This is a genomic window from Mycobacterium sp. NGS27, assembly GCF_059813005.1.
The window spans coordinates 786,662-810,740 of the sequence record NZ_JCALDT010000001.1; the positions used below are offsets into that span (position 1 = coordinate 786,662).

The following is a 24,079-nucleotide window of genomic DNA, read 5'->3' on the forward strand; positions in this document are numbered from 1 at the left end:
CGGCTGGTGTGCGTGGACGGGCTCAGACATGCAGGGTGGGCCGGTAGACGAGCTCTTGGATATTGCCGTCGAGCGTTCGGCTTTCGATCAGCTCGAGGTCGAAGTCGGCCGCGCCCCGGAATATCGGGTCATCACCGGTCTGACCGGTGATCACGGGAAAGAGCGTCACCTGGACCCGGTCGACCAGGCCGGCGGCCATCAGCGCCCGGTTCATCGACAGGCTGCCGTGCGAGCGCAGCGGGACCTCGGACTCCTTTTTGAGTCGGGCGACGACATCGACGGCGTCGCCGCTCACAACGGCCGCGTCAGGCCAGTCCAGAGGCCCATCCAGGGTGGTTGACACCACCGTCGCCGGCAGCTGCCTCATCCGCGTGACCCACGGGTCACGCACGTCGGAATCCTCGGAGCTATCGGCCAGCATTTGCGTGAACAGCCGATATGTGTTGGCGCCGAAGACCATTCGCTGCTTACCGCCATACAGCGCGAGGCGGCGGTCGAGTAATTCGGGGCCCTGCTTGCCCCAATAACCGCCCCAGTCGCCGCCGTTCATGCCGCCGAAGCCGTCGAGGCTGGAAAAGACGTCGAAGGTATAGGTGGCAGTCATTGCTGGTCTCCTCGAGTGCGATCGATGGCGTTTGGCGATACAGACTGAAAGCCATGGCGAAACTAATCGCGTCCAGCTGGTCGCGGTCCCTGCTGCAAGGCAGGCCCTGGTTTCGGCGGAATCATGTGCGGGCATTCGCAGGCATGAGCTCGCTACGATCCATCTGGTCTCTCGCTGCCGCCGTCGTAACGGCCTGGGCGGGGATGATCTGCGCACCCGCCCCCGCGGCCTCCGCCGAGCCATGTCCCAACGTCGAAGTGGTGTTTGCCCGCGGTACCGGCGAGCCGCCTGGGGTTGGCGGGATCGGGCAGGCGTTCGTCGATGCGCTCGGGTCGCGAGTGGGCGGCAAATCGGTCGGGGTCTATCCGGTCAATTACCAGGCCAGTAGCGACTTCAACGGCGGCCTAGCTTTCGCCAGAACCGTTGTGGACGGGATCAGGGACGCCGGCACTCATATCGAGTCCACGGCGTCGAGCTGCCCGAACACCAAAGTGGTGCTTGGCGGGTATTCGCAGGGCGCTGCCGTGGCGGGCTTCGTCACTTCGGCCGCAGTGCCCAAGGAAGTGCCGCAGGAGTTCGCGTCCTATGTACCGCAACCGCTGCCTCCCTCGGTGGCTGATCATGTGGCCGCGGTCGTCCTTTTCGGGACACCTTCCAACGAGTTCCTGCGCGGCGGCGGCGCACCGCCCATCACGATCGGCCCCCTGTACGCCAGCAAGACGATCAAGCTGTGCGCCGCCGATGACAACATCTGTGATGGCGCACCTCCGGGGCCGCCGGGACTGGCGCACACCCTCTACGCGGCGAACGGCATGGTTGATCAGGGCGCGGATTTCGCTGCGCAACGTCTGTAGCGCGCGTCGTTTCCCACCCGAGTCGGGCGCCGGTCATCGTAGGCTTTGGCAATGCGTTCGTATCGTCGCGCCGCCGGGTTGATCGTCAGCATCGTTCTGGTCGGCGTCGCCCCGACGGCGTGCACCAAGAGCACTACCGGACAAGCGGTACATACCACTAGCGGCGGGGGTACCACCCCACCGATCGCGACGTCGTCACCACCGGGGTCAACGTCCACGGCGCCTACCGGCCAGCCGGTCGGCACGGCGGTCATGAAGGTCAGCGGCGGCAGCGCGCCGGTGACCATTCGTTACCGGATCAACGGAGGTCCAGAGCAGACCGAGTCCAATGTGCCACTGCCGTGGGAAAAGCAGTACCCCGTCTACAACGAGGTCGAGTCACAGGTTAGCGCCGACGGCGGTGACGCCGCCCTGACCTGCACGATAATCATGGATGGCGGCAAGCTCGTGTCCCTGAAGAGTGAGCCGCGGCCCACCTGTAGCTTCGCCTACTGGGGTTAGCCGGCAACGCTATCGGGCTGCTCGCCGTCAGCAGGCCGCTCGTGGGCGGTTGACGGCGGCGGCGGAACCGGTGGCAGTCCGCCCTGATATATATCGAGATACGGTGCGGCGTAAGGGTTTTTCCATGGCTGCACGCCGGCTCGACGTCTTCGCACGTAAGTCACCGTCAGTGCGACGCAGGCCACGATGAGAAAGCCGAGCAGTAACGCCTTGGCGACCAGCAGCGCAGTCATGGAGCGAATCCTAGCCTTCGGCGGGCGCACGCGGTCTGCCGCCGCGACGCATCAGTGAGGCAATGTGCAGCGACCACTGAGGCTCGAGAGATGCCTGAGACCACTGTGACCGACTAACCCAAACCATCCCGCGACACCCCGCCCACTGAACGCCGGTTGTCTCCCCCGTGCCATATCTTGGATCGTCGCGAGACGCGATCGATCGAGACGGAGGGCATGTGCTGGACGACGACACCACGCTGTCGCCTGCCGACCTGCTCGAACTCAATCGTGGCCTTCAGGGCTCGCCGACGGTCCGCCTGCTGGCCGCGCTGAACCTCAACCTCTACGCCACCCTGATGGAGCGCCAGCTCAGCGGCGGCGTGGTCGCCGAGACCGACCTCGTCGTCCGCCTCGAACGCGACCTCGCCGAGATCGATCCGGCCGGCGAGCAGTCCGGCCTGGCCCTGATCAAGTCCTGGGCCAGCCAGGGCTGGCTGCACCGGGTCGCCGACCAGCGCTCCGGCGTCGAACGCAACCTGTGTTACCTGACTCAGGAGGCGCGCCGGGCACTCGACTTCCTCCGGGGCATGCGCCGGCAGGACACCATCGCGACCGGCGGCTCGATCAACGGCATCGCCGCCCGCCTCAAGCAGGTCGCATTGCGGGTCGGAAATGACCGCGACCGCATCCGCGCCGGCGTCGAGGCCGAAATCGCCGCGCTACAAACCGAACTCGACGCGCTCGACGACGCCGGCCCGACGGACGACCATGATGTCGACCTCACCGACGCCTATGACGAAGCCCACGCCATCGCGTTGCAGATGGAACGTCTGATCACCGACATCGGCCAGTACGGGACGATGATCGAACGCGCCACCGCGGCCCTCGACGAGCCGATCGACAGCAACGCCGAGTACCGCGACCGGCAGCGCCGCATGTACGCCGACTACGAGGCCGCCTGGGACTCCCAGGGCCGTGACTCGCACCGCGCCTTCCTGCGCATGATCAACGATCCCGATCAGCGTGCGGAGTTCGAGGCCGACGTCGCCGCGGTCGCCGCGGCTCTCCCCGCCCTCGACCCGGCGCTGCGCAAGGTGATGGCCGGCTTCTTCGAACTTGTCGGTCACCAGATCGACGAAGTGGAACGCATTCAACAGCGCTGCGCGCAGCGCGTCAAACGGTTCACCGCGTTCGGCACCCTCGAACAGAGCCGCGGCGTGGCCCGTCAGCTCAACGAAGCCATCGGCGCCGCCCGCAACCTGCTCAAGACATCGCTGACCGATTCCCGGCTGGACATCGAACTCCCGCTGGCTCGCCACGCGTTCAGTTCGGTTGGCGCACTGAGCTTTCGAATCGGCGACCTGTCCAACCCCAAACCTGCCCACATCGCCGAGGGCGACGTCGACCTGAGCAGTTTCGCCGCGTTGACCACCCAAGTCGACGCCCCGGCGATGTCCGAGATGATCAACGCCGCGATCAGCTCCGGGACGAGACTATCCTTGCCCGACGCGGTCGCGATGCTCGATTCCGCCTACCTCGGGCACGTCATCGTGCTGTGGTCCTGGGCGCTCAAACAACCGGAGTCCGGACAGGTCTCCGAGTCGGTCACGGTCCGCTTTCAGTCCTTGGACGGACGAGACCGCGAAATGGAGGTTCCGTACTTGAGTTTCACCGAACCGGTCTCCAGCCTGATGGAAGCAACCGCGTGACCGTCGAAGAGGCCTTTCAAGACATCGCGGGCTACAGCGGGTTCTCCGCACTCCCCCAGGTCGACCAGACCGCCCGGCCGCCGCACCAACGCCGGCCCCGATTCGACGGCGACGTGTCCGAGCTGCCCGATCGGGCCTGCTGGGCGCTGCAACAGCTGCTGACCCGCCGCTACATCAGCGCCGAGACCGACCGCGACATCTACACCTGGGTGCTCGAATACCGCGCCCAGCTGTCGGTCAGACTGTCCGAACTGGACCTGTTGCTGCGGGTCGTCGAGGGCGCCTTCGAGACTGACGGGGTCGCGTTCGTCGAACAGGCCCGCTACGAATCCGCCCGGGGCGTAAAGCTTTTGCGCCGTGAACCACTCGGCACCTACGACTCGATCCTGGCGCTACACCTGGCTCAGATGATGCGCGCCTCGGGCGATCAGGCCGTCGTGATCAGCCGCGACGAGATGCACGGGCTGTTCTCCGGTGTCCTCAACGATGTCGACCGCGACGCCGTCACGTTCACCGCACGCATCGACGGCGCGGTCGCCCGGTTGGCGTCGTTGGAGATCCTGCGCAAGACCCGCGACGACGAGGACAGCTACACCGTCAGCCCGGTCATCAACGCCGTCATGACAGCCTCGGTAATCACCGAGCTGCAGCAGCAATTCGAAATCCTCCTGCGCGGCGGCGCTGCCCAAGAACAAGTCGCAGCCGACGAGGAGGACCGCCGGGATGACTGAACAGTTCCACTTGTCGCGCCTGCAGGTCATCAACTGGGGTGTCTTCGACGGGTATCACTCCATCGGATTCAGCGAGGGTGGCGCACTTATAGCCGGCGCCTCTGGCAGCGGCAAATCCTCACTGCTGGATGCTATTTCGCTGGGCTTCCTGCCGTTCAACCGGCGTAACTTCAACGCCTCCGGTGACACCACCGCCGCCGGGTCGAGCGCGGGCCGGCGGACCGTCGACAAATACGTTCGCGGCGCTTGGGGACAGCGCAGCGATGGCGGCACCAGCAAGGTCATGTACCTGCGCGGTGACGGCACCGCCTGGTCGGCGATCGCGGTCACCTACCGCAGCAACGCGGGCCGCACCGTCACCGGCCTGGTACTCAAATGGCTCACCGGCGAATCGCGGTCGGATTCCTCGAGCCGGTTCGTGCTCGCCGATGGTGACCGCGACATCGAGAGCGTCTGCAACCGCTGGGCCGCCGGCCGCTTCGACGCGGCCGTGTTCAAAGACGACTGGCGATTCTCCACCAAGGTGGAATCGCAGTACCTCGCCCAGCTGTACGCGACCATCGGCATCCGTGCGTCCGACGCCGCGCAGCAGCTGCTCGGCAAGGCAAAATCGCTGAAAAGCGTTGGTGGGCTTGAGCAATTCGTCCGGGAGTTCATGCTCGATGAGCCCAGCAGCCTCACCCGGCTGCCCGAGGCGCTCAAGCAGATCGACCCGCTGGTCGACGCTCGCGAACTGCTGGCCGTCGCGCAACGCAAACGCAAGATCCTGGGCGACATCGAGAAGCTCCAGCAGCGCTACACCTCGGAGTCCTCCGACTTGGGCATCATCGATCTCGTCGACCAACCGATGGTGCGCGCCTACACCGATCACGTTCGGCTCGCACAATGCCCGGCGCAGATCGAATCGCTCGACGCCACCATCGATCAGCTGGGCAACGAATACGAAGACGTCACCCGCCAGCTCAATCTCGCCAAGGCCGAGGGCGATTCGCTCAACGCGCAGATCAGCGGATCCAGCACCAGCTTGGGCCCGCTGCAATCACAGGTAGCCGGCGCCGAGGCGCACGCCGAGCAGGTATCGCGCCGGCGCACCGCCTACGAAGCGATGCTCAACACGCACGGCCTCGAAATCCCGGACACCGCCGAGGAATTCTGGAATCTGCGCGAGGAACTCAGCACGCGGGCCACCCAGCTGTTGGCCAAACTGGACCGCGGGCGAGAAGCGTCGACCGATGCCGAGTACGCCCAAAAAGTCGCCCGCATCGCCCGCGACGATGCCGCCAGGGAACTCAAACGGGTCGAGCGCGTCGGCTCGGCGCTTCCGGAGTTCGCGCTCACCATGCGCGAACGCATCTGCGCCGCTGTGGGTATCGACCCCCGTCAGCTGCCATACATAGCCGAGCTGATGGATTTGCGGCCAGACCAGAGCCGGTGGCGCGTCGCAGTTGAAAAGGTGCTGCGCGGTGTGGGTCTGCGCCTGCTCGTGCCGGACAGTCAGTACGCGGCGGTGCTGCGGTTCGTCAACGAGACCAACATGGGTGGCCGGCTGCAGCTGCATCACGTCCGCGCCAGGTTCGTCGGCGCTGAGGTCACCGAGGCGGACCCGAACACGTTGGCCGGCAAGCTGTTCGTCGTCGACCCGACCCATGACTGCGCTGCCGAGGCCGCGGACGTCGTCGCCGCCGCCGGTGATCACATCTGCGTCGACACCCCCGACGTGTTTCCTCGCTTCCGCCGCGCCGTCACCGACACCGGCCTGTACAAGGATTCCGAGCGGCTGGCCGTCAAGGACGATCGCCGGCCGCTCAAGCAGGCCGACTACATCTACCAGGGCGACGTCGCCGCCAAAGTCGACGCGCTGACCGTTGATTTGGCCAACGCCGAAGAAGCGTTTCGCCGGGCCCGCAGCGTCGCCGACGATATCGCCGCCGAACGCCAGCAGTGGCGGGACCGGGCCGCGGCGTTCAAGGCGATCTGCGATCAGTTCGAGCAGTGGACGCACGTCGACACCGACACCGCCGACGGGCACGCCGACCGGCTGCGCGAGCAGTTCGAGATGCTGCTGGCCGACAACCCCGATGTCGAGGCGCTCACCGCCCGCGCCGAGGAGTGCTGGGAACAGATCCAAACCCTGATGACCCGTCGCGGCGCCATCCAGACCCGCCGCGACGACCTCGACGGCCGTCGCACTCGGCTGCTCGAGCTGCAGGAACGGCTCGCCCCGGCATTCGTGTCCGAACCGCTGACCGACCTGTTGAACCGGTACGCCGCCGACGTGCCGGTTCCGCTGGACATGCTCAACCCCGAACCCCACCGCGACGCGGTGTTCACCGCGATCCGGCGCGAACGCGAACAACTGCGCGAAAGCCGCAGGCGCTCTTACGATGAACTCGCGCGCATCCTGAACACATTCGACACCGCGTTCCCCGACGCGATCCCCAACGACAGCGACGTGTTCGACGAACGCGTGCACGATTACGTCGCGTTGTGCCGCCATATCGACGAGCGGGAACTGCCCGAGGCCTACGAGCGCATGATGCGACTGGTCACCGAGCAGGCGCCCGACGCCATCCTCACCCTGCACCGGGTCGCCGAGCAGGAGGCGCGGCGGATCAGCGAGCAGATCGAACGGGTCAACACCGGCCTGGGCGCGGTCGAGTTCAACCGCGGTACCCGGCTGACACTGCGTGCCACCCCGCGCAGCCTGACCGCGGTTGCCGAACTCACCGAGATCGTCCGGGCCATCTCACGGCGCATCGCCGAAGTCGGACTCGGCGACAAGCAGGCAATTTTGGACCAGTACGCCGACATCCTGCGCCTGCGCAATCGACTTGCGTCGACGGCACCCGAAGACAAGGCCTGGACCCGGGACGCCCTCGATGTCCGCAACCGGTTCACGTTCGACTGCGCCGAGTGGGATGTCGGCGGCGATGAGCTGATTCGCACACACAGCAACGCCGGCGACAACTCCGGTGGTGAGCAGGAGAAGCTGATGGCCTTCTGTCTGGCCGGCGCGTTGAGCTTCAACCTTGCGAACCCCGAAAGTGCTGACAACAGACCGGTTTTCGCCCAGTTGATGTTGGATGAAGCGTTCTCCAAGTCCGACCCGCAGTTCGCTCAGCAGGCTTTGCAGGCGTTCCGAAAATTCGGCTTCCAGCTCGTCATCGTGGCCACCGTGCAGAACGCCACCACCATCCAGCCCTACATCGACAGTGTGGTGATGGTGTCCAAGCGCGAAGCCACCGGCCGCAACGCCCGCCCGGTGGCGACGGTGAGCACCAAGACGATCACGGATTTCACCGCGCTGCGCCACGAGATGCGGACCTCTGCCGCACTGGTCCCGGCCGGGGTGTGAGGCTACCCGCCGCGAACGCATCTTGGGATCGGTAGCCGGGCCAAAACGCAAAACTTTCGCAAGCTTTCGGCGTTGAATAGCAGAGCGAGAGGACAATGCCATGGGCACGACCAGAACCCTGAAGAAAGTAGTGGCCGCGACCGCATTGTCGGGCGGCCTCGCTGTACCCGGAATGTGGCTCGCCGTGGGTAGTGCCGAGGCGCAGCCCGGCCCGGTGGCGCAAACCCACGGCTTAGTTTCAGAAGACGGGCCGGTACCACCCGGCGCGAGCGGGCCATACACCTGTTGCCCGGAAGACCAGAAGACCGGGCTTCATCCACAGACCGGCCGCGGATGTCCGGGGACGGAAGTCAACTGGGACGCGAGTCAGTGCCACACCTGGTACGGCGTCTATTGGGGCCATGGAAACGCCGCCCCCGGGATTTGGGAGGGTGGTCCGCCTCCGCCGGAGGCGTTGCAGAAGCCGTGGTGCGGTTTTCCTTTCATGTGTTCAGGAACCCCGTGACCTGACGCAGACAGTCGTTCGGGTCCTCAATGCGCGGGAGACGAGCACTTGCGCGCTCGAGCGCACCGGTTCGGCCAGCTGCCGATGATTTTCGGGCGGTCCACGAGTCAGACTGTCAAACGGGCAAATCGAGAGCGAAGGTGGTGCCATGTCGCCCCGAATCACGGCCCTGCCGCCGGTGGTAGATCACCAAACCTGGCGGGCAGCGCTCGACGAATTACGCAAGCGCGAGAAGGCCGCCACCCGCGAACTGGATGCGATCGCCGCCCAGCGGCGGCGGTTACCGATGGTCGAAGTGGCTGATTACACCCTGGTCGGCGCCGACGGTCCAATCCGCCTGGCCGACGTTTTCGGCGGCCGATCGCAGCTGATCGTCTATCACCACATGTGGTCCGACGGCGCGGAGTGGCAGTGCGGCGGTTGCACAGGCTTTACCTCGCAATTCACCCGACTGGAGTTCCTCGACAATTACGATGCCCGGTTCGTCATCGTCACCAACGGACCGATCGAGGAAGCGCTCGCCTACAAGGACAAAGTCGGCAATCGGATGGACTGGTATTCGTCATCGCAGAGCACGTTTGGCGCCGACATGGACGCGCCGCCGGGCGGTAGTTTCGGTGTCAACGTGTTCCTGCGCGCCGGCCAGACGGTGTACCGCACATGGCATACGAACGGGCGGGGCACCGAGCAACTCAGTCACTCGTTCGGGTTGATCGACACTTTGCCGTGGGGTCGTCAAGAAGAGTGGCTCGATTCGCCAGAAGGCTGGCCCTCGCGGCCAACCTACTCGGGGTGGCTCGACTCCCCCGCTATTGCCGCGGCTTACGGACCCACCGGGAACGAGGACAACCCATGAGCGCCAACCCCGAACGCTACGTCATCACCCGCACCATCGCCGCCGCCCCCGGCGAGATTTTCGCCGTCCTCGCCGACCCGTCCCGCCACAGGAACACCGAGCCCACCGATTGGGTCCGCGACGCGGTGGACACCGTACCGATCACCGCCGCGGGACAGATGTTCGCGATGAACATGTACCTGACCCGAGCGGGCGGCGATTACATCACGCACAACCTGGTCAATGTGTTCGAGCCGGACCGCGCCATCGGCTGGATGCCGGGGGTGCTCGATGACACGGGCAACCACTCTGCGGGCGGCTGGTTCTGGCGTTACGACCTCGCCCCGAAAGGTGATCGGACCGACGTCACCCTCACGTACGACTGGAGCGGCACGCCGCAGGCGTTTCGTGATCGCGTCGGCGAGATGCCCATCTTCGGCGAGGACTACCTCGTCGCGTCGCTGACCGAGCTGGAGCGCTCGATCGCGAGCTGAACACGTCATTCGGCGTCGGCACCGCTGAGGCGTTGGAGCGCGCGAAGGAAGACATTGCGTTCGTCGGCCGTCAATTGGGACAGCCAACGTTCCTCGCCGCGTTGAATCTCGACCTGCACCAGGTTCTTGACTTTGCGTCCGGCCGGCGTGATCTCGAGTAGTCGGACCCGGCGGTCTTCGGGGTCGGGACGACGCTCGATGAATCCCCGGTGTTGAAGCTCGTCGAGTGTGCCGATGATTCTTGTCTTATCGGCGCCAATGGCTTCGGCGAGAGCGGCTTGCGTCCGCATCGGCGATTTGTCCAACGCGTTGAGGACGACGTATCCCCACATGCTCACGTCGTGAGCGGCAAGGATCGGCAGTTCGGCCGTTACGAGGTCTCTGAGTAGCGGATGCAACATCGCCGCAAGGTCGTCCCGCCGGGGCTTCGGTGGCATCTCGTCATGGTAAGCGTTGCAATAACATAAACGCGTACATATGATAAGTGTATGTATACGAATTTTCCCGACGTGCGGCCCTTCCATCGGATCGCCGTGCTGAACTCCATCGCCCTCGTCAACGCCGTCCAGGTTGCCGATCTCCACGCACCCACGCCTTGCGTGGGCTGGAACCTGGCCGAACTGCTCGCTCACATGACCGCCCAGCATCGTGGCTTCGCCGCCGCTGCAAGGGGATTCGGAGCGCGATCCGACGTGTGGCGAGCCGACGCCGTGGCGGGTGCGATCACTGTCGACCCCGGCGGCACGTACGCGGAGGCGGCCCGCGACGTCCTGGCCGCCTTCGCCGACGACGGGATACTCGAGGCGTCGTTTGCGCTTCCCGAATTCGGGCCGAACGCGACGTTCCCCGGAGCCCTCGCCATCGGTTTCCACTTCGTCGACTACGTAGTACATGGCTGGGACGTCGCCGAAGCGCTGGGCGTGGCCTACAGCCTCCCCGATGACGTGGTCGAGGCCGCGTTGCCCCTGGCCCTTGCCGTACCTGAGGGCGACTACCGCGAGACAACCGACGCACCGTTTGCGCATGCCGTTGATGCGCCCAGCTCGACGAATCTCGACCGCATTCTGCACCATCTCGGCCGCACTCCCGAATGGCTTCAGGCGCGGTCGCGGCTTGCGAACTAGGGTGAACTCCTCAGGCCTGTGGATGTAGAACTCGCTCACCACCGCGCCACGGCTATCGTTGTCCAGCGGCGAAGCCGACCTAATCTACTGGCGAGCAATGCAATAGGCATTTCGTGGTTCCGTCGGGCGGTGCCGGGGTACAGACTGGTGCAATGGATGAAAGTGTCCAGGAATCGACGTGTAGGGGGCAGACGTGACGGCGCCCGAAACGCGCCGGACGTTGAACGGCCTCTCGGACATCCGCGCGTTCTTTCACACGAACAAGGTGCCGCTCTACTTCATCTCGCCCACCCCGTTCAACCTGCTCGGCGTTGACCGCTGGATACGAAACTTCTTCTACCTGACCTACTTTGACTCTTTCGAGGGCACCCACTCGCGGGTGTTCGTGCCGCGGCGGCGCGACCGTCGTGACTTCGAGTCGATGGACGAGGTGTGCAGCCACCTGCTGTCCGATCCCGAAACGGTCGAGTTCATCGCCGGTAAAGGACCGGGCGGCAAGTGCTGCTTTGTGATGCTCAACGAGGAAATCCAGGCTCTGGCGCGGTCGGCGGGCCTCGAGGTGATGCATCCGCCGATCGAGGTGCGTCAGCGCTTGGGCTCCAAGATCGTCATGACGCGCCTGGCCAACGAGGCGGGTATACCGAGCGTGCCACACACGATCGGACGGGCCGGCTCCTACGACGTGCTTCTGCAGCTCGCGCAGAGCGCCGGATTAGGCGATGACCTGGTCATCTCGGTGGCCTACGGCAACGCCGGCAGCGGGACCTTCTTTGTGCACGGTCAGCGCGACTGGGATCAGCACGCCGGTGACCTGACCTCGCAGCAGGAAATCAAGGTCATGAAGCGCATACGCAACGTCGAAGTGTGCCTCGAGGGCGCCGTGACCCGCCACGGTACGGTCGTCGGTCCCGCCATGACGAGCCTCGTCGGTTATTCGGAACTGACCCCGAGCCGGGGTAGCTGGTGTGGAAACGACATCTGGCGTGAGGTGTTGCCGCCCGCCCAGACTCACGCCGCCCGAGAGATGGTGGCAAAGCTGGGTGACGTGATGCGCCGCGAGGGTTACCGCGGCTACTTCGAGGTGGACCTTCTGCACGACCTCGACTCCGACCAGCTCTACCTCGGCGAGGTGAACCCGCGCCTGAGCGGGGCCAGCCCGATGACGAACTTGACCACCGAGGCGTACGCGGACATGCCGTTGTTCCTCTTTCATCTGCTCGAGTACATGGACGTGGACTACGAGCTCGATATCGATGAGATCAACTCCCGCTGGGAGCGGGGTTACGGCGAAGACGAGGTCTGGGGTCAGGTGATCATCACGGAGACTTCGCCGGACATCGAGCTGTTCACCGCGACGCCACGCACCGGCGTGTGGCGCATCGACGACGACGGTCGGGTCTCCTTTTCGCGGACCGCCAACGACTGGGCCACGCTGCTCGACGGCTCTGAGGCCTTTTACATGCGGGTCGCGGCGCCCGGCGACTTGCGTTCGCAGGGCGCCCAACTCGGCGTGCTCGTCACTCGCTCACACCTGCAGACGGACGACTACCGGCTCAGCGAGCGCTGCCAGCGCTGGGTCAAGGGTATGAAGGCGAAGTTCGTCTCGACTCCCCTGACACCGGCCGCGCCGATCGTTTCCCGGCTCGTCGCACGAGCGTGAAAGGCGCCCCGGCCGGTCTCGCCTTGGACAACTGGCTCTCGGCGCCCTACGCGCATTGGTCCTTCCAGCACGTCGAGGACTTCGTGCCCACCGAGGTGATCTCGCGCGGGACCGGACCGGTCGCGGCGTTGCCGGCAGCCACATCTCCGGTGTCCGCCATCCCCGTGACTGGCACCGGTGGCGCGGCGACCACGGTGGGGGCGGTGATGGCCGGCACCGCCACCGACGGATGGGCCGTCGCCCACCGCGGTCAGATGGTGGCTGAGGAGTATTCCGGTGGCATGGGACCGCAGACCCGGCACCTGCTGTTCTCGGTGAGCAAGTCGCTGGTGGGAGCGGTGGTCGGCGCGCTGCACGGGGCCGGCGCGATCGCACTCGATGCGCCGGTGACGGATTACGTTCCCGCACTGGCGAAGTGCGGCTATGCGGGCGCGACGGTGCGTCATCTGCTGGACATGAGGTCGGGCGTCGCCTTTTCGGAGAGCTACGACGACCGGGCCGCGGAGATACATCTGCTCGACCAGGCGATGGGCTGGGCACCCAAGCGCAGTGCGGATGCTCCCGCCACGCTGCAAGAGTTCCTGTTGACTCTGCGCCAGAAGTCCGCTCATGGCGGCCCGTTCGAATACCGTTCGTGTGAAACCGATGTACTGGGCTGGATCTGCGAAGTCGCCGGCGGCCGGCGAATGCCCCAGCTGATGTCGGAATTGCTGTGGAGCCGCATCGGGGCCCAACGAGACGCGACGATCGGTGTAGATCCTTGCGGCACAGGGTTTTTCGATGGTGGTATCAGCGCGTGTCTCACCGACATGATCCGGTTCGGTTCGCTGTTCCTGCGCGACGGTGTCTCGATGACCGGCCAACAAGTCGTGCCGACGACGTGGATCGCGGACACTCTGGACGGCGGTCCCGACTCGCGTCAGGCGTTCGCCGCCAGCCCCGACGACAACGAAACGCCCGGCGGGATGTACCGCAACCAGATGTGGATTCCCTATCCCGGCAAGGACGTCGTGCTGTGCCAGGGCATGTGCGGTCAGATGATCTACGTCAATCGCCGCGCGGAGCTGGTCGCCGCCAAGTTGTCCACCCACATGGCCTCTCATGAGCAGCACATGTTCGACACGTTGCTCGCATTCGATGCGGTGGCACGCGACTTGGCGTGAATCACGGGCCAGTGTGCCGGCGCATGCGGAGAATTCGGCGAACCGCTTTTCAACCTTGGGCTATTCTGCTGTCTGTCTTGCTTTGCAGCGGCACAGTTTTGACGGCTCTCTCGCGCCGCAGGGATGGGAAGGGAATCAGATGCCTTCACCTCGCAGGCTGGCGACAATCGCGGCCCCGGTCATCGTTGCCGCGGCAGTTGTGGGCAGCCCAGGCAATGCGGCCGCGACCCCCCAAGACGACGCGTACCTCGCGCAGTTGCGCGCCGTCGGCCTCACGTGGCCGCCGAAGACGGAAGAGGCTTTGATCGCGGAGGCGCACGACGTCTGCTACGACCTCACTTGGGGCTGGACGCCGCAACAGATCGCCGACGACCTGCACGCCCGCTTGGACACGAAGGGCGTGTCGTTGCTCGACGTCGGAAGCCTGGTCAACGCCGCTCACTCGGTTTATTGCCCCGGCAATGTGTGCGACGCCCCCAGCCTGTGCACCTGAGAAGCCAGGGCAGGACCTATCGGTGGGCAATGCCAGAACTGGCTGTAGCGTGTCGGCCGTGAAGTCCTTCCGGATGTATTTCTCCGTCGCGCTTGCGGCTTCTGTCGCAGCAACCGCCATGACGCTCGCTGCCGCGGGACCGGCCACCGCGGCCGGCTCCTGCCCTACCACGGCACCGCAGAACGGCGGAACGCCCGACTGGACGCTGAGCGGCACCACGGGCAGCGTTGCGGTCACCGGGTCCACGGATACGACCGCTCCGCTGGTGAACGTCACCGCACCGTTCAGCGTGAGCCAAACCCAGGTGCACACACTGCATGCCGGAGATGGGCCGGTGGTCTCCAGCACCGCGCGGGTCTCCGTCTGCTACATGGGCGTCAACGGACGTGACGGGTCCGTCTTCGACAGCAGCTATCAGCGCGGCGCACCGGTCGACTTCCCGCTCACCGGAGTCGTGCCGGGCTTCCAGAAGGCCATCGCGGGGCAAAAAGTCGGGTCCACGGTCGCCGTCGCGATGGTCCCCGCCGATGGCTACCCCGAAGGTCAGCCCAGCGCCGGGATCCAGCCCGGCGACTCGCTTGTGTTTGCCATCAAGATCCTCAACGCCGCGGGATAACGCCGCCGTCAAACCCGTTGTGCCGTAGCTCATTCGCTCAACGGCGCGAACATGAGCGCGGGATCTATCCCGAGTTGTTGCGCGACGTGAGTGGTGTCCCAATACTCGCGCCAGTGCGTGATCGCGCCGTCGCGAAGCTCGAACAGCGCTGTGACGTGGAATGTGACCGCGACGCCGTTCATGGCGTTCACGTCCATGCTCGACGATGACGGTGTCGTCATCGGACACGATCGTGCGGATCTCACTCCCCTCGATCATGCCCGTCGACAGGGTGTTGTGCTTCTCGAGTTCGGCTCGCGCCGCGTCGCGTCCACGAACTACCGGTGATAGTGGCACGTGAAGTCGCCAGACGAAGTCGTCGGCCATGAGTGCGGTCATGGCGTCGATGTCCATGCTCTGGCCGTAAGCGGCATGTATGAAATCGACGACAATCTTCTCGTTGTCGTTTTTGGGCGCAACACTTTTCGCCATCTCACGTCCTTGGTGGTTGCGGTTCGCTAGGTTTCGAACTGTAGATGACCGCGACCGGTTTGGGCACCGATACACGAAGCGCTTAACGAGAGCTCAGGGGCGGCGCAGCGTGATGATGGTGACGTCGTCGTCGGTATGGCCCGATGCCATCGCCGTCCAGATCTGGGTCGCCGCCGAATCATGCGCGCGGCCGAGGATTTCGGCCAGAAGATCGAGCCCGTCGTCGATCGATTCGCCCCGGCGTTCCACGAGTCCGTCGGAGAACAGGACCAAGCCGTGTCCGGGTTCGATGGTGAAAGCGCTGGGGGCGTAGCTGACACCTTTGACGCCGATGGGCGGCGAGAGCTTGATCGGTGCCGGGACCGCCGGCGCGCGGGAGTTCGTCAGGTAAGGCATCAGGTGACCGGCGGACGCCGCCTCCACCCGACCCGAGCCGAGATCGACCCGCGCGGCAATGACGGTGGCGAAGGCTCCGCGCAGCATGTGCACGCAGAAGTCGTTGAGCTGTTGTAGCGCCTCGGCAGGTGTGGCGCCGGCGAACAACTGGGCGCGTAGGGCGTTGCGCAGCGCCGCCATGGTGCCGGCCGCGGCGATGCCATGCCCTGCCACGTCGCCGATCAACACGATCAGCCGGCCGTCGCGCAGCTCGAACGCGTCGTACCAGTCGCCCCCGACGTTGTCCCCTGAGGCGGGCTCGTAGTGGGCGGACAGTTCCCAATTTTCGAGTGCCGGGATGGACTCGGGCAGCAGGCTGCGCTGCAGCGTCTCGGCCACGCGCAGCGCTCCCCGCGTGCGGCGGTACAGCGACTCGACCAGGTGGCGCCGCAACGACACCGCGGAATCGGTCTCGCTCTGCGACCACGGCTCGCTGCGCTGGTGGACGATCTCGCGCCAGCGGTCGAACGATTTGCGCGGGCTGAGCCGAAGTTGGTCATCCTCGCTGCCCGCGATCGCCTTGTTGTATGGGTCGCCGCCCCAATCGACCGAGCGCAGCACTTCCCGCCGGAACCAGATGGCGTATTGCCCGTCAGGCAGGTTGAGCACCAGCGCCCCGGCGGCCACCTGGGGATCGAGATCGAGTTCGGGCAGCGCGCCCGACAGGCACTCGCTGCTCGCGATGTCGTCGTCCACGTCACGCGCCCAGGCGGCGACGGCCGCCACGATGTCCGGTGGTGGAACCGAGCCACGCATCCGCAGATCGCCCCCGATGTCGATGACCACGCCGTCGGCGGGCACGAGGTCGAGCAGGTCGGGCGCGCCGAGCAGCGCCTCCGACAGCGGTTCGCCATCGTCCAGCGTGGCGGCGAGGAGCTTGGCGACGACGGCCTGCGCGGCCAGCCGCTTGTGTAGTTGTTCGTCCTCGAATCGGTCGACGAGTCGCAGCGACAGGGTCGAGCCGAGGAACTCGGCCGCCACCCGCGTGCCGAACGGCGGCAGGTGCGGACCTGCGTAATGGTGACAGGCGATCAGCCCCCACAGCCGCCCCTGCCGCAGCAACGAGATCGACATCGATGCGTGCACGCCCATGTTCTGCAGATACTCGATGTGAATAGGCGAAACGCTGCGCAACGTGGCATACGTCAGGTCCAGCGGCGCGTCGGTCACCGGGTCGACGCTCGGCACCAGCGGTGCCGGCGTGTAGCCGACGTCGGAAATCAGCCGTATCCAGTTCTTCTCGTACAGTGCGCGCGCCTGCGCCGGAATATCGGTCGACGGGTAGTGCAGGCCGAGGAAGGAGTTGAGGTCGTCGCGCTTGGACTCGGCCACGACCTCGCCGTTGTTCTCCTCGTCATAGCGGTAGACCATCACCCGGTCGAAGCCGGTCAGGTCGCGGACGGCGCGCGCGGCGGTGGCGTACAGCTCGGTCAGCGTGGCGGCCCGATTCAACTCCTCCACCGCACCGCGGACCGCCTGATACGTGTTCGGGAACGAGAACGGCCGCTCCCCGTAAGCGATCTCGAGTTCCACCAACAGCACGCCGCCCGGCTCACGGTGCAGGATCGCGTCGAAGGCCCGCGACTCCCCGGCGACCTCGATCGTCAACTCGTGCGGGTTGTGCTGGCGCAGACTGCCGAAGGTCGCCGCGGCCTGCTCGACGCGGGCCGCTTGCTCGGAACCGATCAGTTCGGACAGGTGCCGGCCCAGCACGGTCTCGACGGGACGGCCGAGCAGGTCGACGACGTTGGCGCTGACCTGACGCACCTCGAACGCCGGCTCGTGCACCACCGCGAGCACACCGCGCGGCTGGATGCTGCCGGGGATGTGGATCGGCTCACGCGCACAGTTGTCCAGGTCGATCGGGGTGCCGACCGGCACGAGACCCTCGATCGGCTGATTCGCGGGCACCGATGGCCGGACGAGCCGCTCGTCGCTGGTCACGCGAGCGGCTTGATCGGATTTGCGAGGGGTGGCAGCCAGACCTCCACGCTATCAATGTGTGTCGCGATTGTGGCGCGCGCCGATTCGCATCCGCCGCTGTAACCGCCGCCGCCGCGATCACCAATGTAATCTGGGCAGGTCATGCGCTCGATCGCCGTCCCAACAAGCCGCCGCCTGTCGGTCGCGATGAAGGAGGGCTCGGCGGCCGAACACGACGCCGCCGAGCAGAGCCCGTTCATGTCCGAACTACTCGCCGGCCGGATCGCCGCGGCGGGATATTCCGACTACTTGCTGCGATTGCGCGTGGTGTACGCGGCCCTGGAGGAAGCCGTGCGGGCCCGCCGCGAGGATTCCATGGTGGCCGCCGTGTACGACCCGGCCTTGGAGCGCCTGACGGCTCTCGATGCCGACCTCGAACACTGGCTGCCCCAAGGTGCCGAACAGGAAGTCGACTCGCCCGCTGCGGTGGCCTACGCCGAGCGGCTCGGTGCTCTCACGTGGGGCGGTGCGCTGGTCGCACACCACTACACGCGCTATCTCGGGGACCTCTCCGGAGGCCGGGGTATCGGCAAAATCCTGGACCGGACGTTCGGGCTGCGCGGCGCCGGCCTGGCGTTCTACGAATTTCCGGTGCGGCCCAAACCGTATAAGGACGCTTACCGGGCTCGCCTCGACGCACTCAGCACCGACGCCGCCGAAATCGATCGCATCGTCGCCGAGGTGAAGTTCGCCTTCGGCCTGAACCAGGCGCTCTTCGATGAATTGGCCGGCGCCATCGTGGACCATCAGCGCTGACGCACGTCGATGCGCGAGCCCAGCGGACGCATCAAACTTGATTGAACCCGCCGTCGGCGGTCACGGTTGATCCAGTGCTGAAGCTGGACAGATCGCTGGCCAAAAACACTGCGGCATTGGCGATCTCGGTCGGATCGGCGAAGCGGCCCAGCGGAATCGTGGCGATGCGCCCGGCGCGGAATTCTTCGACCGACGCCTCGGGATCGGTCTGCGCTGCCAGTGCGTCGCTTCCGGGGGTGGCGGTGGACCCGGCCACGATGACGTTGACCCGGATGCTGCGGTCGGCGAGTTCGTTGGCCCAGGCACGCGCCAGTGACCGCACGGCCGCCTTCGTGGCGGCGTAGATACTCAGTCCGGCGCGGCCGCGATCGGCGGTGGTAGAGCCGGTCAGGATGACGGAGGCGCCGTCGTTGAGCAGTGGCAGCGCCTTCTGGACGGTGTAGACGACTCCCTTGACGTTGGTGGTCAACAGCGCGTCGAGGTCGTCGTCGGTGATCTCCCCCAGCCGCGCCACCCTCGTCGAACCGGCGTTGGCCATCACGATGTCGAGGCCCTTACCGGCGGCCGCAACCTCGGCGTACAGCCGATCGAGATCTTCCGGCGATCCGACATCACCGGTCACTGCGGTGGCGCGCGGCCCCAATTGCTTTGCCGCATCATTGAGTTCGGGCTCGCGTCGGCCCGTGATGAAAACCCGATCGGCGCCTTCGGCGAGAAACCGCCGAGCGGTGGCCAGGCCGATGCCCGAGTTGGCACCGGTGATGACCGCGGTCTTGTGGTCGAGCAATCCCATTCAGTTCTCCTGAGCTCGGCGCGACGGGCGGCGTTCGGTCATCCGAAGCCTGCTTACTTTACTTACCCGCCAGGCTATTTGGCCGGCTTCGCGCGCCCGCGCCCCGCCATCTTGTGATGTCACCGCTTGACTGCGAACGGGCAGCCTCAGCGGGCGACTCCTCACTCGAACTAGAGTCTGCACCATGATCGCCGCTTCGATCTCGTGGTCAGCGAGCGGCCGGTTGCCGGCCGCCGGGGAATCCGCAGGCTAGGGCCGGTACAGACGCGTGGCGGCTCTGGCATTGGCACTTGCCGGATTGGCGCTTCTCGACTCGCTGAACGTGCTCAACCTGGGAGTGGTCTCGGCCGTCATCTTCGACAGCCGACTGGGTCGTCGGTCACCAATTCCCGGCGCCCTGAGTTACATCGCGGGCGTGTTCGCGGTGACGACCGCGTTCGGCATGTGCACCGTGCTGGGCATCGGCTTCATCACCGAGATGCTTGACTTTCACCTGACACCGGCGATTCGCTTCCGTGGCGAACTGCTGCTGGGGATCGTGTTGATCGGATTGGCCTATTTCCCGCTGACCGCCCAATCCTCGGCACCGGGGTGGGCGCTGGCCGCAATGCGGCAACGGCCGTGGCTGCTGGGATTTTTGGGGTTAGCGGTGGGTAGCGGCCAAGCACCGACCGCGGTGCCCTACCTCACCGGGCTGGCAATGATCGCCGCGCTGCACCCCAGACCGCCGCTCTGGCCGCTGGTCGTCATCGCCTATTGGGCGATCGCCTTATCGCCGCCGCTGCTGATCCTCATCCTGTCGATGAGAAAAACCATGCGAGCCAAGCGTATTCAGCGCGCGATCGTGCGTGGCCTCACCCGCTATGGCCCGATGTCGGTGCGGCTGTTGTTCCTGGTGTTCGGAACCGGGCTCATCGCCGATGCGCTGGTCAATCACAGCGCGCTCTGGTGACGCACGGCGACTTCTGATGTCTCACAGAGCGATTCTTCTTCCGCCGTAAACCCGATCAAGCTCCACTTCGGGATGACAGGCAAGTTCCTCTGAGGCGAGTCATAGCGCTCCAACACCTCTTCTGGTCCTGCACGCTGTCAAGTAGTGCGATGATGCACCGAGGCCAAGAGCGCGCGGGAGGTGGATGTGTCGTGGCGGTCGATGTTGGAGGTGCAGTCTCGACGGCTTCGGTCGTTGTCGCCGCAGCGGTGGCCGTGCTCGGCGTGGTCGGTTACCAGAACCGTAGGGCGAAGCTGTCGGCCATCCGTTCTGCGTTCACTCACGTCATCGGTCTTCTCGCTGCCCAGGATGCAGAGCGCCGACTTGCCGGTGCCATTTTCCTACGCCGGTTCTTGGACCCGTCGAGCGAATTCGGTATCCGGGACGGCCTGTTCCGGCGCCGCGCACCGTACGCCAGGGAGGCCCAGAACGTCATGGCGGCGGTCCTTCGCGGTGTCCCACGAGGCAATCTGCAGAAGCTCCTAGCCGATGGGCTGGCCCACGCCAAAACGCTCGATGAGGAGGACTTACAGCGGACGAACCTGCAAGATGCATACCTGGGAGAGGGCGGCCCTCTTAAGCCAAAGGGACACGGCGGCTCACTCAAGGGGGCAGACTTTTACCGTGCTGATCTCAGCGAAGCATCGCTGAGGGGCGTTAAGGCCCAAGGCGCCAAGTTTTATCAGGCGCGGCTTCAAGGAACCGTGCTTCGGGACGCGGAGCTTCAAGGCGCGACCTTTTTCGAAGCGGACCTTTTTGGCGCGAATTTCAAGGGTGCTTTACTGCACGGTGCATCTTTTGCCGGTGCCCGCAACATCCCCGAAGAGCTGATGCCTTACCTCGCAAACGAAGAAACGAAATTCGACTCGAAGGAACCGGCACCAGCGCCTGCAAAACCCGCAGCCAAGCGTCCGCATGTTTTTCTTAGCGCGCCATCGGACCGAAACCCGGCGCAAGTTTCGGTGTGCGAGCGCCTCGCCGAGCTATTCGCCCGCGAGGGTCTGCTCCTCGAGGCCCTGCCACGTCACGACTACCCACCGTCGTCAGCCCTAGCCGAGATCGCCCGCCGCTTGGATGGGTGCGCCGGCATGGTGGTGCTTGGACTCCGGCACAGTGGCGCCGATCCTGATGGGGCATCAGCGGGCACCACCCCATGGACACACGTGGAAGCGGGTATGGCTTACGGCAAGGGATTGCCGCTCCTGCTGCTACGCGAACCTGGTGTTAGCACAGGTGTATTCGACCATGCGGTCGACGGCCATCACACTCACGTCGTCGATCTTGAGGATCGCTGGAGCGAGGAGAGCATGCGGAGCGCATTGCGGCCGTGGATCTTTGAGGTTTCGAAATCCCTGGATCCCGACCGTCCCAACGACTCAGGCCTTCTTGAGGCTGACTAAGTTTGGCGAAGCTGCAATTCCTAGCGCTCGATGACGAGTCACCACGGCATAGGCGAGATGTGATCCAAAGTTGCGATCATGGTCGCCGGCAACGTCGGCAACTCGACGTACCTGCGGACGAGAATCGTCTGGGCGCAGATGTGCCGCCTCAGGCCTGCGGTCCCTCCGGCGGCCAGTGTGTCCCGGGCGAAGCGTCGCCGGGGCTCTCGAAATCGCCGCGGGACAGCGGCACCCACCGCTCGCTGGGTGCGGGCTGTTCTGACGAGGGGAAGTCGCGCAGGCTGCCGCTGGGCTTGGCGTCCCACTTGGCGAACGTCAACGGGGTCTGCAGCCACGCATGCAGCAGGTGGTACGCCGCCTCCAGCGAATCGATGTGGGTCCGTTCCCAACCATGGCTGCCGTCGACGCCGAAGCCCACCAGCGCGGCCCGGGTATTGGCCCCGGCCTCGATAGCCGCCGCGGCGTCGGACCGGTAGTAGCGAAAAACGTCGCGGGCGAACGGAATTCCCCGCTCATGTGCGAGCCGGCAGAGTTTTCGGGTCAGGTGATAGTCGAACGGGCCGTGCATGTCGGCCATCGGGATCGTCACGCCGTCCTCAAGCGAGTGCTGGCCGGGCGCGCACACCGCGTTGTCCACCGAGACGAGCTCGGCGACATCCGCGGGCAGGCCGTGGCTGGCTCCGTGACCGACCTCTTCGGTGATGGTGACCATGATCGTGGTGCGGTGCGGCAGCACCACTTTGTTCTCGGAGAAGTTCTTGGCCAAGGCGAGCGCGATCGCGACGCCCGCCTTCCCGTCGAGGTGGCGAGAGACGATGAAGCCGTCGGCGGTGAGCTCGGGGCTGGTGATCAGCGCCACGAAGTCACCGATTTGCAGGCCGAGCCGAACCAGATCTTCGCGCGTGGACACCTTGCGGTCGATACGGACCTCGACGTGCTCCCAGTTCGTGGGTTGCGTGTCGATCTCGTCGCCGAACGCATGCCCACTCGCCTTGAGCGGCAGGACCGTGCCGGTGATGAACTCGTCGGGGTCGTCGATGAAGATGCGCACCCGGGCGCCGGCGGCGAAGCGCGCCGAAAAGGTGCCGACCGGGACCAATTCGAGGCGGCCGTTGTCCTTGAGCTCGCTGACCATGCAGCCGATGGTGTCGGAGTGCACGACGAGTGCCCGGTCGATCGTCGCCGACTCGCCCGGCAGTTCGGCGGTCAGTGCGCCGCGCCGGGTCAGCGTGAACGGCACCCCGAAGTCATCGAAGATGTCGCCGATCACCTGCATCACCGCGTCCGTGCGTCCCGCGGGACTCGGGGTCTGCAGTAGCGCGAGCAGCGTGTCGATCATCCACGCGCGGTCGGCCTCGGCCATGGCCACGGACTGGCCCACGTCATCTCCTCTCGAGTCGTCGGGACGCGTTCAACCTACCGTGTGGCCGGCCCCGAATGCCCGTCGCGGGCTGCCGTCACCCACCCGTAGTGACGCATCCGACATGTGCATCGCGCTAGGAGGCGGCTTCCAGCTCGGAGATCAGATCCGCGAGGGTGAGGATTCGCTGGGCGTCGCGCACGTGCAGGCTCTCGATCATGCGGCCATCCACCGTGATCACGCTCGTTCCGGCGGCCTGCGCCTGCTCGTAGGCCGAGACGACCTTGCGGGCGTCGCCCACCTCCGTAGCGGACGGACCGAAGAGCTCGTTGGCGGGGCCGATCTGCGACGGGTGGATCAGGGTCTTGCCGTCGAATCCCATCTCGCGCCCCTGCCGGGCCTCGGCCCGGAATGCGGCCTCGTCGGTGATGTCGTTGAACACCCCGTCCAGGATCACCTTTCGGGCCGCCCTGGCTCCCAACAAGGCCAGGCCGAGGGCGGGCACGGCGGGAGCGCGCCCGGGGACGTGCAGGCCGTGCAGCTCGTTGACCAGGTCGTTGGTGCCCACCACCAATCCGGCCAGGCGATCGCTGGCCGACGCGACCTCCTCGGCCCGCAGAAAGGCCCGGGGTGTTTCGATCATCACCCACAGCTGCAACGACTTCCGCGCCCCCAGGGCGTCGAGCGCATCAGCCAGCACTTGAACCTGTTGACCTGTCTCGACTTTCGGCACCAGCACGCCGTCGGCCGTCGACGCGGCCACGGCGGCCAGGTCGTCGTCATGCCAATCGGTGTCCAAGGCGTTGATACGCACGAGGACCTCGCGGGGCCGGTAGCTCTCCGACGAGATCGCCTCGCACACCGTTGTCCGCGACTCGGCTTTCGCGTCTGGTCCCACCGCGTCCTCGAGGTCGAAGATCAGCACGTCCGCCGGCAGCGATCTGCCCTTCTCCAGCGCGCGGGGCTTGTTGCCGGGCAGGTACAGGGCGGATCGGCGCGGGCGCAGGGTAGGTGTCATTGGTGCGCGTGGC

At 65.7% G+C, this 24,079-nt stretch carries 23 protein-coding genes and 1 pseudogene; 15 read left to right on the forward strand and 9 right to left on the reverse strand.

Features of this window, described 5'->3' with window-relative positions:
* Positions 1-22 precede the first annotated feature (22 nt).
* On the reverse strand, positions 23-604 hold the full coding sequence (locus AC5Y30_RS03420) for a dihydrofolate reductase family protein (RefSeq protein WP_499916294.1): 582 nt from the start codon (positions 602-604) through the stop codon (positions 23-25).
* A gap of 143 nt (positions 605-747) precedes the next feature.
* Here AC5Y30_RS03420 and AC5Y30_RS03425 point away from each other — a divergent pair, with 143 nt between their 5' ends.
* The gene (locus AC5Y30_RS03425) at positions 748-1,458 is read left to right on the forward strand and encodes a cutinase family protein (protein WP_499916773.1); all 711 of its coding nucleotides are present in this window, start codon (positions 748-750) and stop codon (positions 1,456-1,458) included.
* Between the two features lie 51 nt (positions 1,459-1,509).
* Positions 1,510-1,959 (forward strand): hypothetical protein, encoded by a 450-nt coding sequence (locus AC5Y30_RS03430; protein WP_499916296.1) that lies wholly within the window; start codon positions 1,510-1,512, stop codon positions 1,957-1,959.
* On the opposite strand, the gene AC5Y30_RS03435 is transcribed toward AC5Y30_RS03430, so the two are convergent.
* Positions 1,956-2,192, reverse strand: coding sequence for a hypothetical protein (locus AC5Y30_RS03435; protein ID WP_499916298.1), 237 nt, complete (start codon positions 2,190-2,192; stop codon positions 1,956-1,958). The genes AC5Y30_RS03430 and AC5Y30_RS03435 overlap by 4 nt on opposite strands.
* A 221-nt stretch (positions 2,193-2,413) precedes the next feature.
* Between AC5Y30_RS03435 and AC5Y30_RS03440 the strand changes: the two genes are divergently transcribed.
* The 5 genes from AC5Y30_RS03440 (at position 2,414) to AC5Y30_RS03460 (ending at position 9,803) form a co-directional block, all read left to right on the forward strand.
* A complete protein-coding gene (locus AC5Y30_RS03440) occupies positions 2,414-3,883 on the forward strand; it encodes a DUF3375 family protein (RefSeq protein ID WP_499916775.1) in 1,470 nt (489 codons plus the stop codon).
* Positions 3,880-4,614: a DUF4194 domain-containing protein gene (locus AC5Y30_RS03445; RefSeq protein ID WP_499916300.1), complete on the forward strand. Its 735-nt coding sequence runs from the start codon at positions 3,880-3,882 to the stop codon at positions 4,612-4,614. The genes AC5Y30_RS03440 and AC5Y30_RS03445 overlap by 4 nt, the downstream gene beginning before the upstream one ends.
* A complete protein-coding gene (locus AC5Y30_RS03450) occupies positions 4,607-7,969 on the forward strand; it encodes an ATP-binding protein (RefSeq protein WP_499916302.1) in 3,363 nt (1,120 codons plus the stop codon). Before AC5Y30_RS03445 ends, AC5Y30_RS03450 begins: the two co-directional genes overlap by 8 nt.
* A 653-nt stretch (positions 7,970-8,622) precedes the next feature.
* Positions 8,623-9,330, forward strand: a complete 708-nt coding sequence (locus tag AC5Y30_RS03455) for a DUF899 domain-containing protein (RefSeq protein WP_499916304.1) — start codon at positions 8,623-8,625, stop codon at positions 9,328-9,330.
* Positions 9,327-9,803, forward strand: a complete 477-nt coding sequence (locus AC5Y30_RS03460) for an SRPBCC family protein (protein WP_499916306.1) — start codon at positions 9,327-9,329, stop codon at positions 9,801-9,803. Before AC5Y30_RS03455 ends, AC5Y30_RS03460 begins: the two co-directional genes overlap by 4 nt.
* A gap of 5 nt (positions 9,804-9,808) precedes the next feature.
* On the opposite strand, the gene AC5Y30_RS03465 is transcribed toward AC5Y30_RS03460, so the two are convergent.
* Positions 9,809-10,240 carry a MarR family winged helix-turn-helix transcriptional regulator gene (locus tag AC5Y30_RS03465; RefSeq protein WP_499916308.1) on the reverse strand — a complete coding sequence of 144 codons (432 nt, stop codon included), beginning with the start codon at positions 10,238-10,240 and terminating at the stop codon, positions 9,809-9,811.
* Positions 10,241-10,291: 51 nt separating this feature from the next.
* On the opposite strand from AC5Y30_RS03465, the gene AC5Y30_RS03470 reads away from it, so the two are divergent.
* The 5 genes from AC5Y30_RS03470 (at position 10,292) to AC5Y30_RS03490 (ending at position 14,859) form a co-directional block, all read left to right on the forward strand.
* Complete coding sequence (locus AC5Y30_RS03470) at positions 10,292-10,927, forward strand: TIGR03086 family metal-binding protein (RefSeq protein ID WP_499916309.1); 636 nt, start codon at positions 10,292-10,294, stop codon at positions 10,925-10,927.
* Positions 10,928-11,120: 193 nt separating this feature from the next.
* Positions 11,121-12,587: a biotin carboxylase gene (locus AC5Y30_RS03475; protein ID WP_499916311.1), complete on the forward strand. Its 1,467-nt coding sequence runs from the start codon at positions 11,121-11,123 to the stop codon at positions 12,585-12,587.
* The gene (locus AC5Y30_RS03480) at positions 12,584-13,750 is read left to right on the forward strand and encodes a serine hydrolase domain-containing protein (RefSeq protein ID WP_499916313.1); all 1,167 of its coding nucleotides are present in this window, start codon (positions 12,584-12,586) and stop codon (positions 13,748-13,750) included. Before AC5Y30_RS03475 ends, AC5Y30_RS03480 begins: the two co-directional genes overlap by 4 nt.
* Positions 13,751-13,889: 139 nt before the next feature.
* Positions 13,890-14,243: a DUF732 domain-containing protein gene (locus tag AC5Y30_RS03485; RefSeq protein WP_499916315.1), complete on the forward strand. Its 354-nt coding sequence runs from the start codon at positions 13,890-13,892 to the stop codon at positions 14,241-14,243.
* A gap of 73 nt (positions 14,244-14,316) precedes the next feature.
* Positions 14,317-14,859, forward strand: a complete 543-nt coding sequence (locus AC5Y30_RS03490) for an FKBP-type peptidyl-prolyl cis-trans isomerase (protein WP_499916776.1) — start codon at positions 14,317-14,319, stop codon at positions 14,857-14,859.
* Positions 14,860-14,888: 29 nt separating this feature from the next.
* On the opposite strand, the gene AC5Y30_RS03495 is transcribed toward AC5Y30_RS03490, so the two are convergent.
* From AC5Y30_RS03495 to AC5Y30_RS03505, 3 genes and pseudogenes are all read right to left on the reverse strand, one after another.
* Positions 14,889-15,080, reverse strand: coding sequence for a nuclear transport factor 2 family protein (locus AC5Y30_RS03495; protein ID WP_499916317.1), 192 nt, complete (start codon positions 15,078-15,080; stop codon positions 14,889-14,891).
* 10 nt (positions 15,081-15,090) lie between these two features.
* Positions 15,091-15,330 (reverse strand): annotated as a pseudogene (locus AC5Y30_RS03500) (nuclear transport factor 2 family protein); the annotation flags it as partial.
* Between the two features lie 93 nt (positions 15,331-15,423).
* Positions 15,424-17,709, reverse strand: a complete 2,286-nt coding sequence (locus AC5Y30_RS03505; protein ID WP_499916319.1) for a SpoIIE family protein phosphatase — start codon at positions 17,707-17,709, stop codon at positions 15,424-15,426.
* A 141-nt stretch (positions 17,710-17,850) separates the two neighbouring features.
* On the opposite strand from AC5Y30_RS03505, the gene AC5Y30_RS03510 reads away from it, so the two are divergent.
* Positions 17,851-18,504 carry a biliverdin-producing heme oxygenase gene (locus tag AC5Y30_RS03510; protein WP_499916321.1) on the forward strand — a complete coding sequence of 218 codons (654 nt, stop codon included), beginning with the start codon at positions 17,851-17,853 and terminating at the stop codon, positions 18,502-18,504.
* A gap of 31 nt (positions 18,505-18,535) precedes the next feature.
* Here the strand turns inward: AC5Y30_RS03510 and AC5Y30_RS03515 are convergent, their stop codons facing one another.
* Complete coding sequence (locus AC5Y30_RS03515; RefSeq protein ID WP_499916323.1) at positions 18,536-19,297, reverse strand: SDR family NAD(P)-dependent oxidoreductase; 762 nt, start codon at positions 19,295-19,297, stop codon at positions 18,536-18,538.
* A gap of 268 nt (positions 19,298-19,565) precedes the next feature.
* Between AC5Y30_RS03515 and AC5Y30_RS03520 the strand changes: the two genes are divergently transcribed.
* On the forward strand, positions 19,566-20,249 hold the full coding sequence (locus AC5Y30_RS03520; protein ID WP_499916325.1) for a GAP family protein: 684 nt from the start codon (positions 19,566-19,568) through the stop codon (positions 20,247-20,249).
* A gap of 191 nt (positions 20,250-20,440) precedes the next feature.
* The gene (locus AC5Y30_RS03525) at positions 20,441-21,688 is read left to right on the forward strand and encodes a pentapeptide repeat-containing protein (RefSeq protein WP_499916327.1); all 1,248 of its coding nucleotides are present in this window, start codon (positions 20,441-20,443) and stop codon (positions 21,686-21,688) included.
* Positions 21,689-21,836: 148 nt separating this feature from the next.
* Here AC5Y30_RS03525 and AC5Y30_RS03530 read toward each other — a convergent pair whose 3' ends face one another.
* Together AC5Y30_RS03530 and AC5Y30_RS03535 are read right to left on the reverse strand one after the other, a co-directional pair.
* Positions 21,837-23,069, reverse strand: coding sequence for an osmoprotectant NAGGN system M42 family peptidase (locus AC5Y30_RS03530; protein WP_499916329.1), 1,233 nt, complete (start codon positions 23,067-23,069; stop codon positions 21,837-21,839).
* A 115-nt stretch (positions 23,070-23,184) separates the two neighbouring features.
* Positions 23,185-24,066, reverse strand: a complete 882-nt coding sequence (locus AC5Y30_RS03535; RefSeq protein ID WP_499916778.1) for an HpcH/HpaI aldolase/citrate lyase family protein — start codon at positions 24,064-24,066, stop codon at positions 23,185-23,187.
* Between the last annotated feature and the right edge of the window lie 13 nt (positions 24,067-24,079).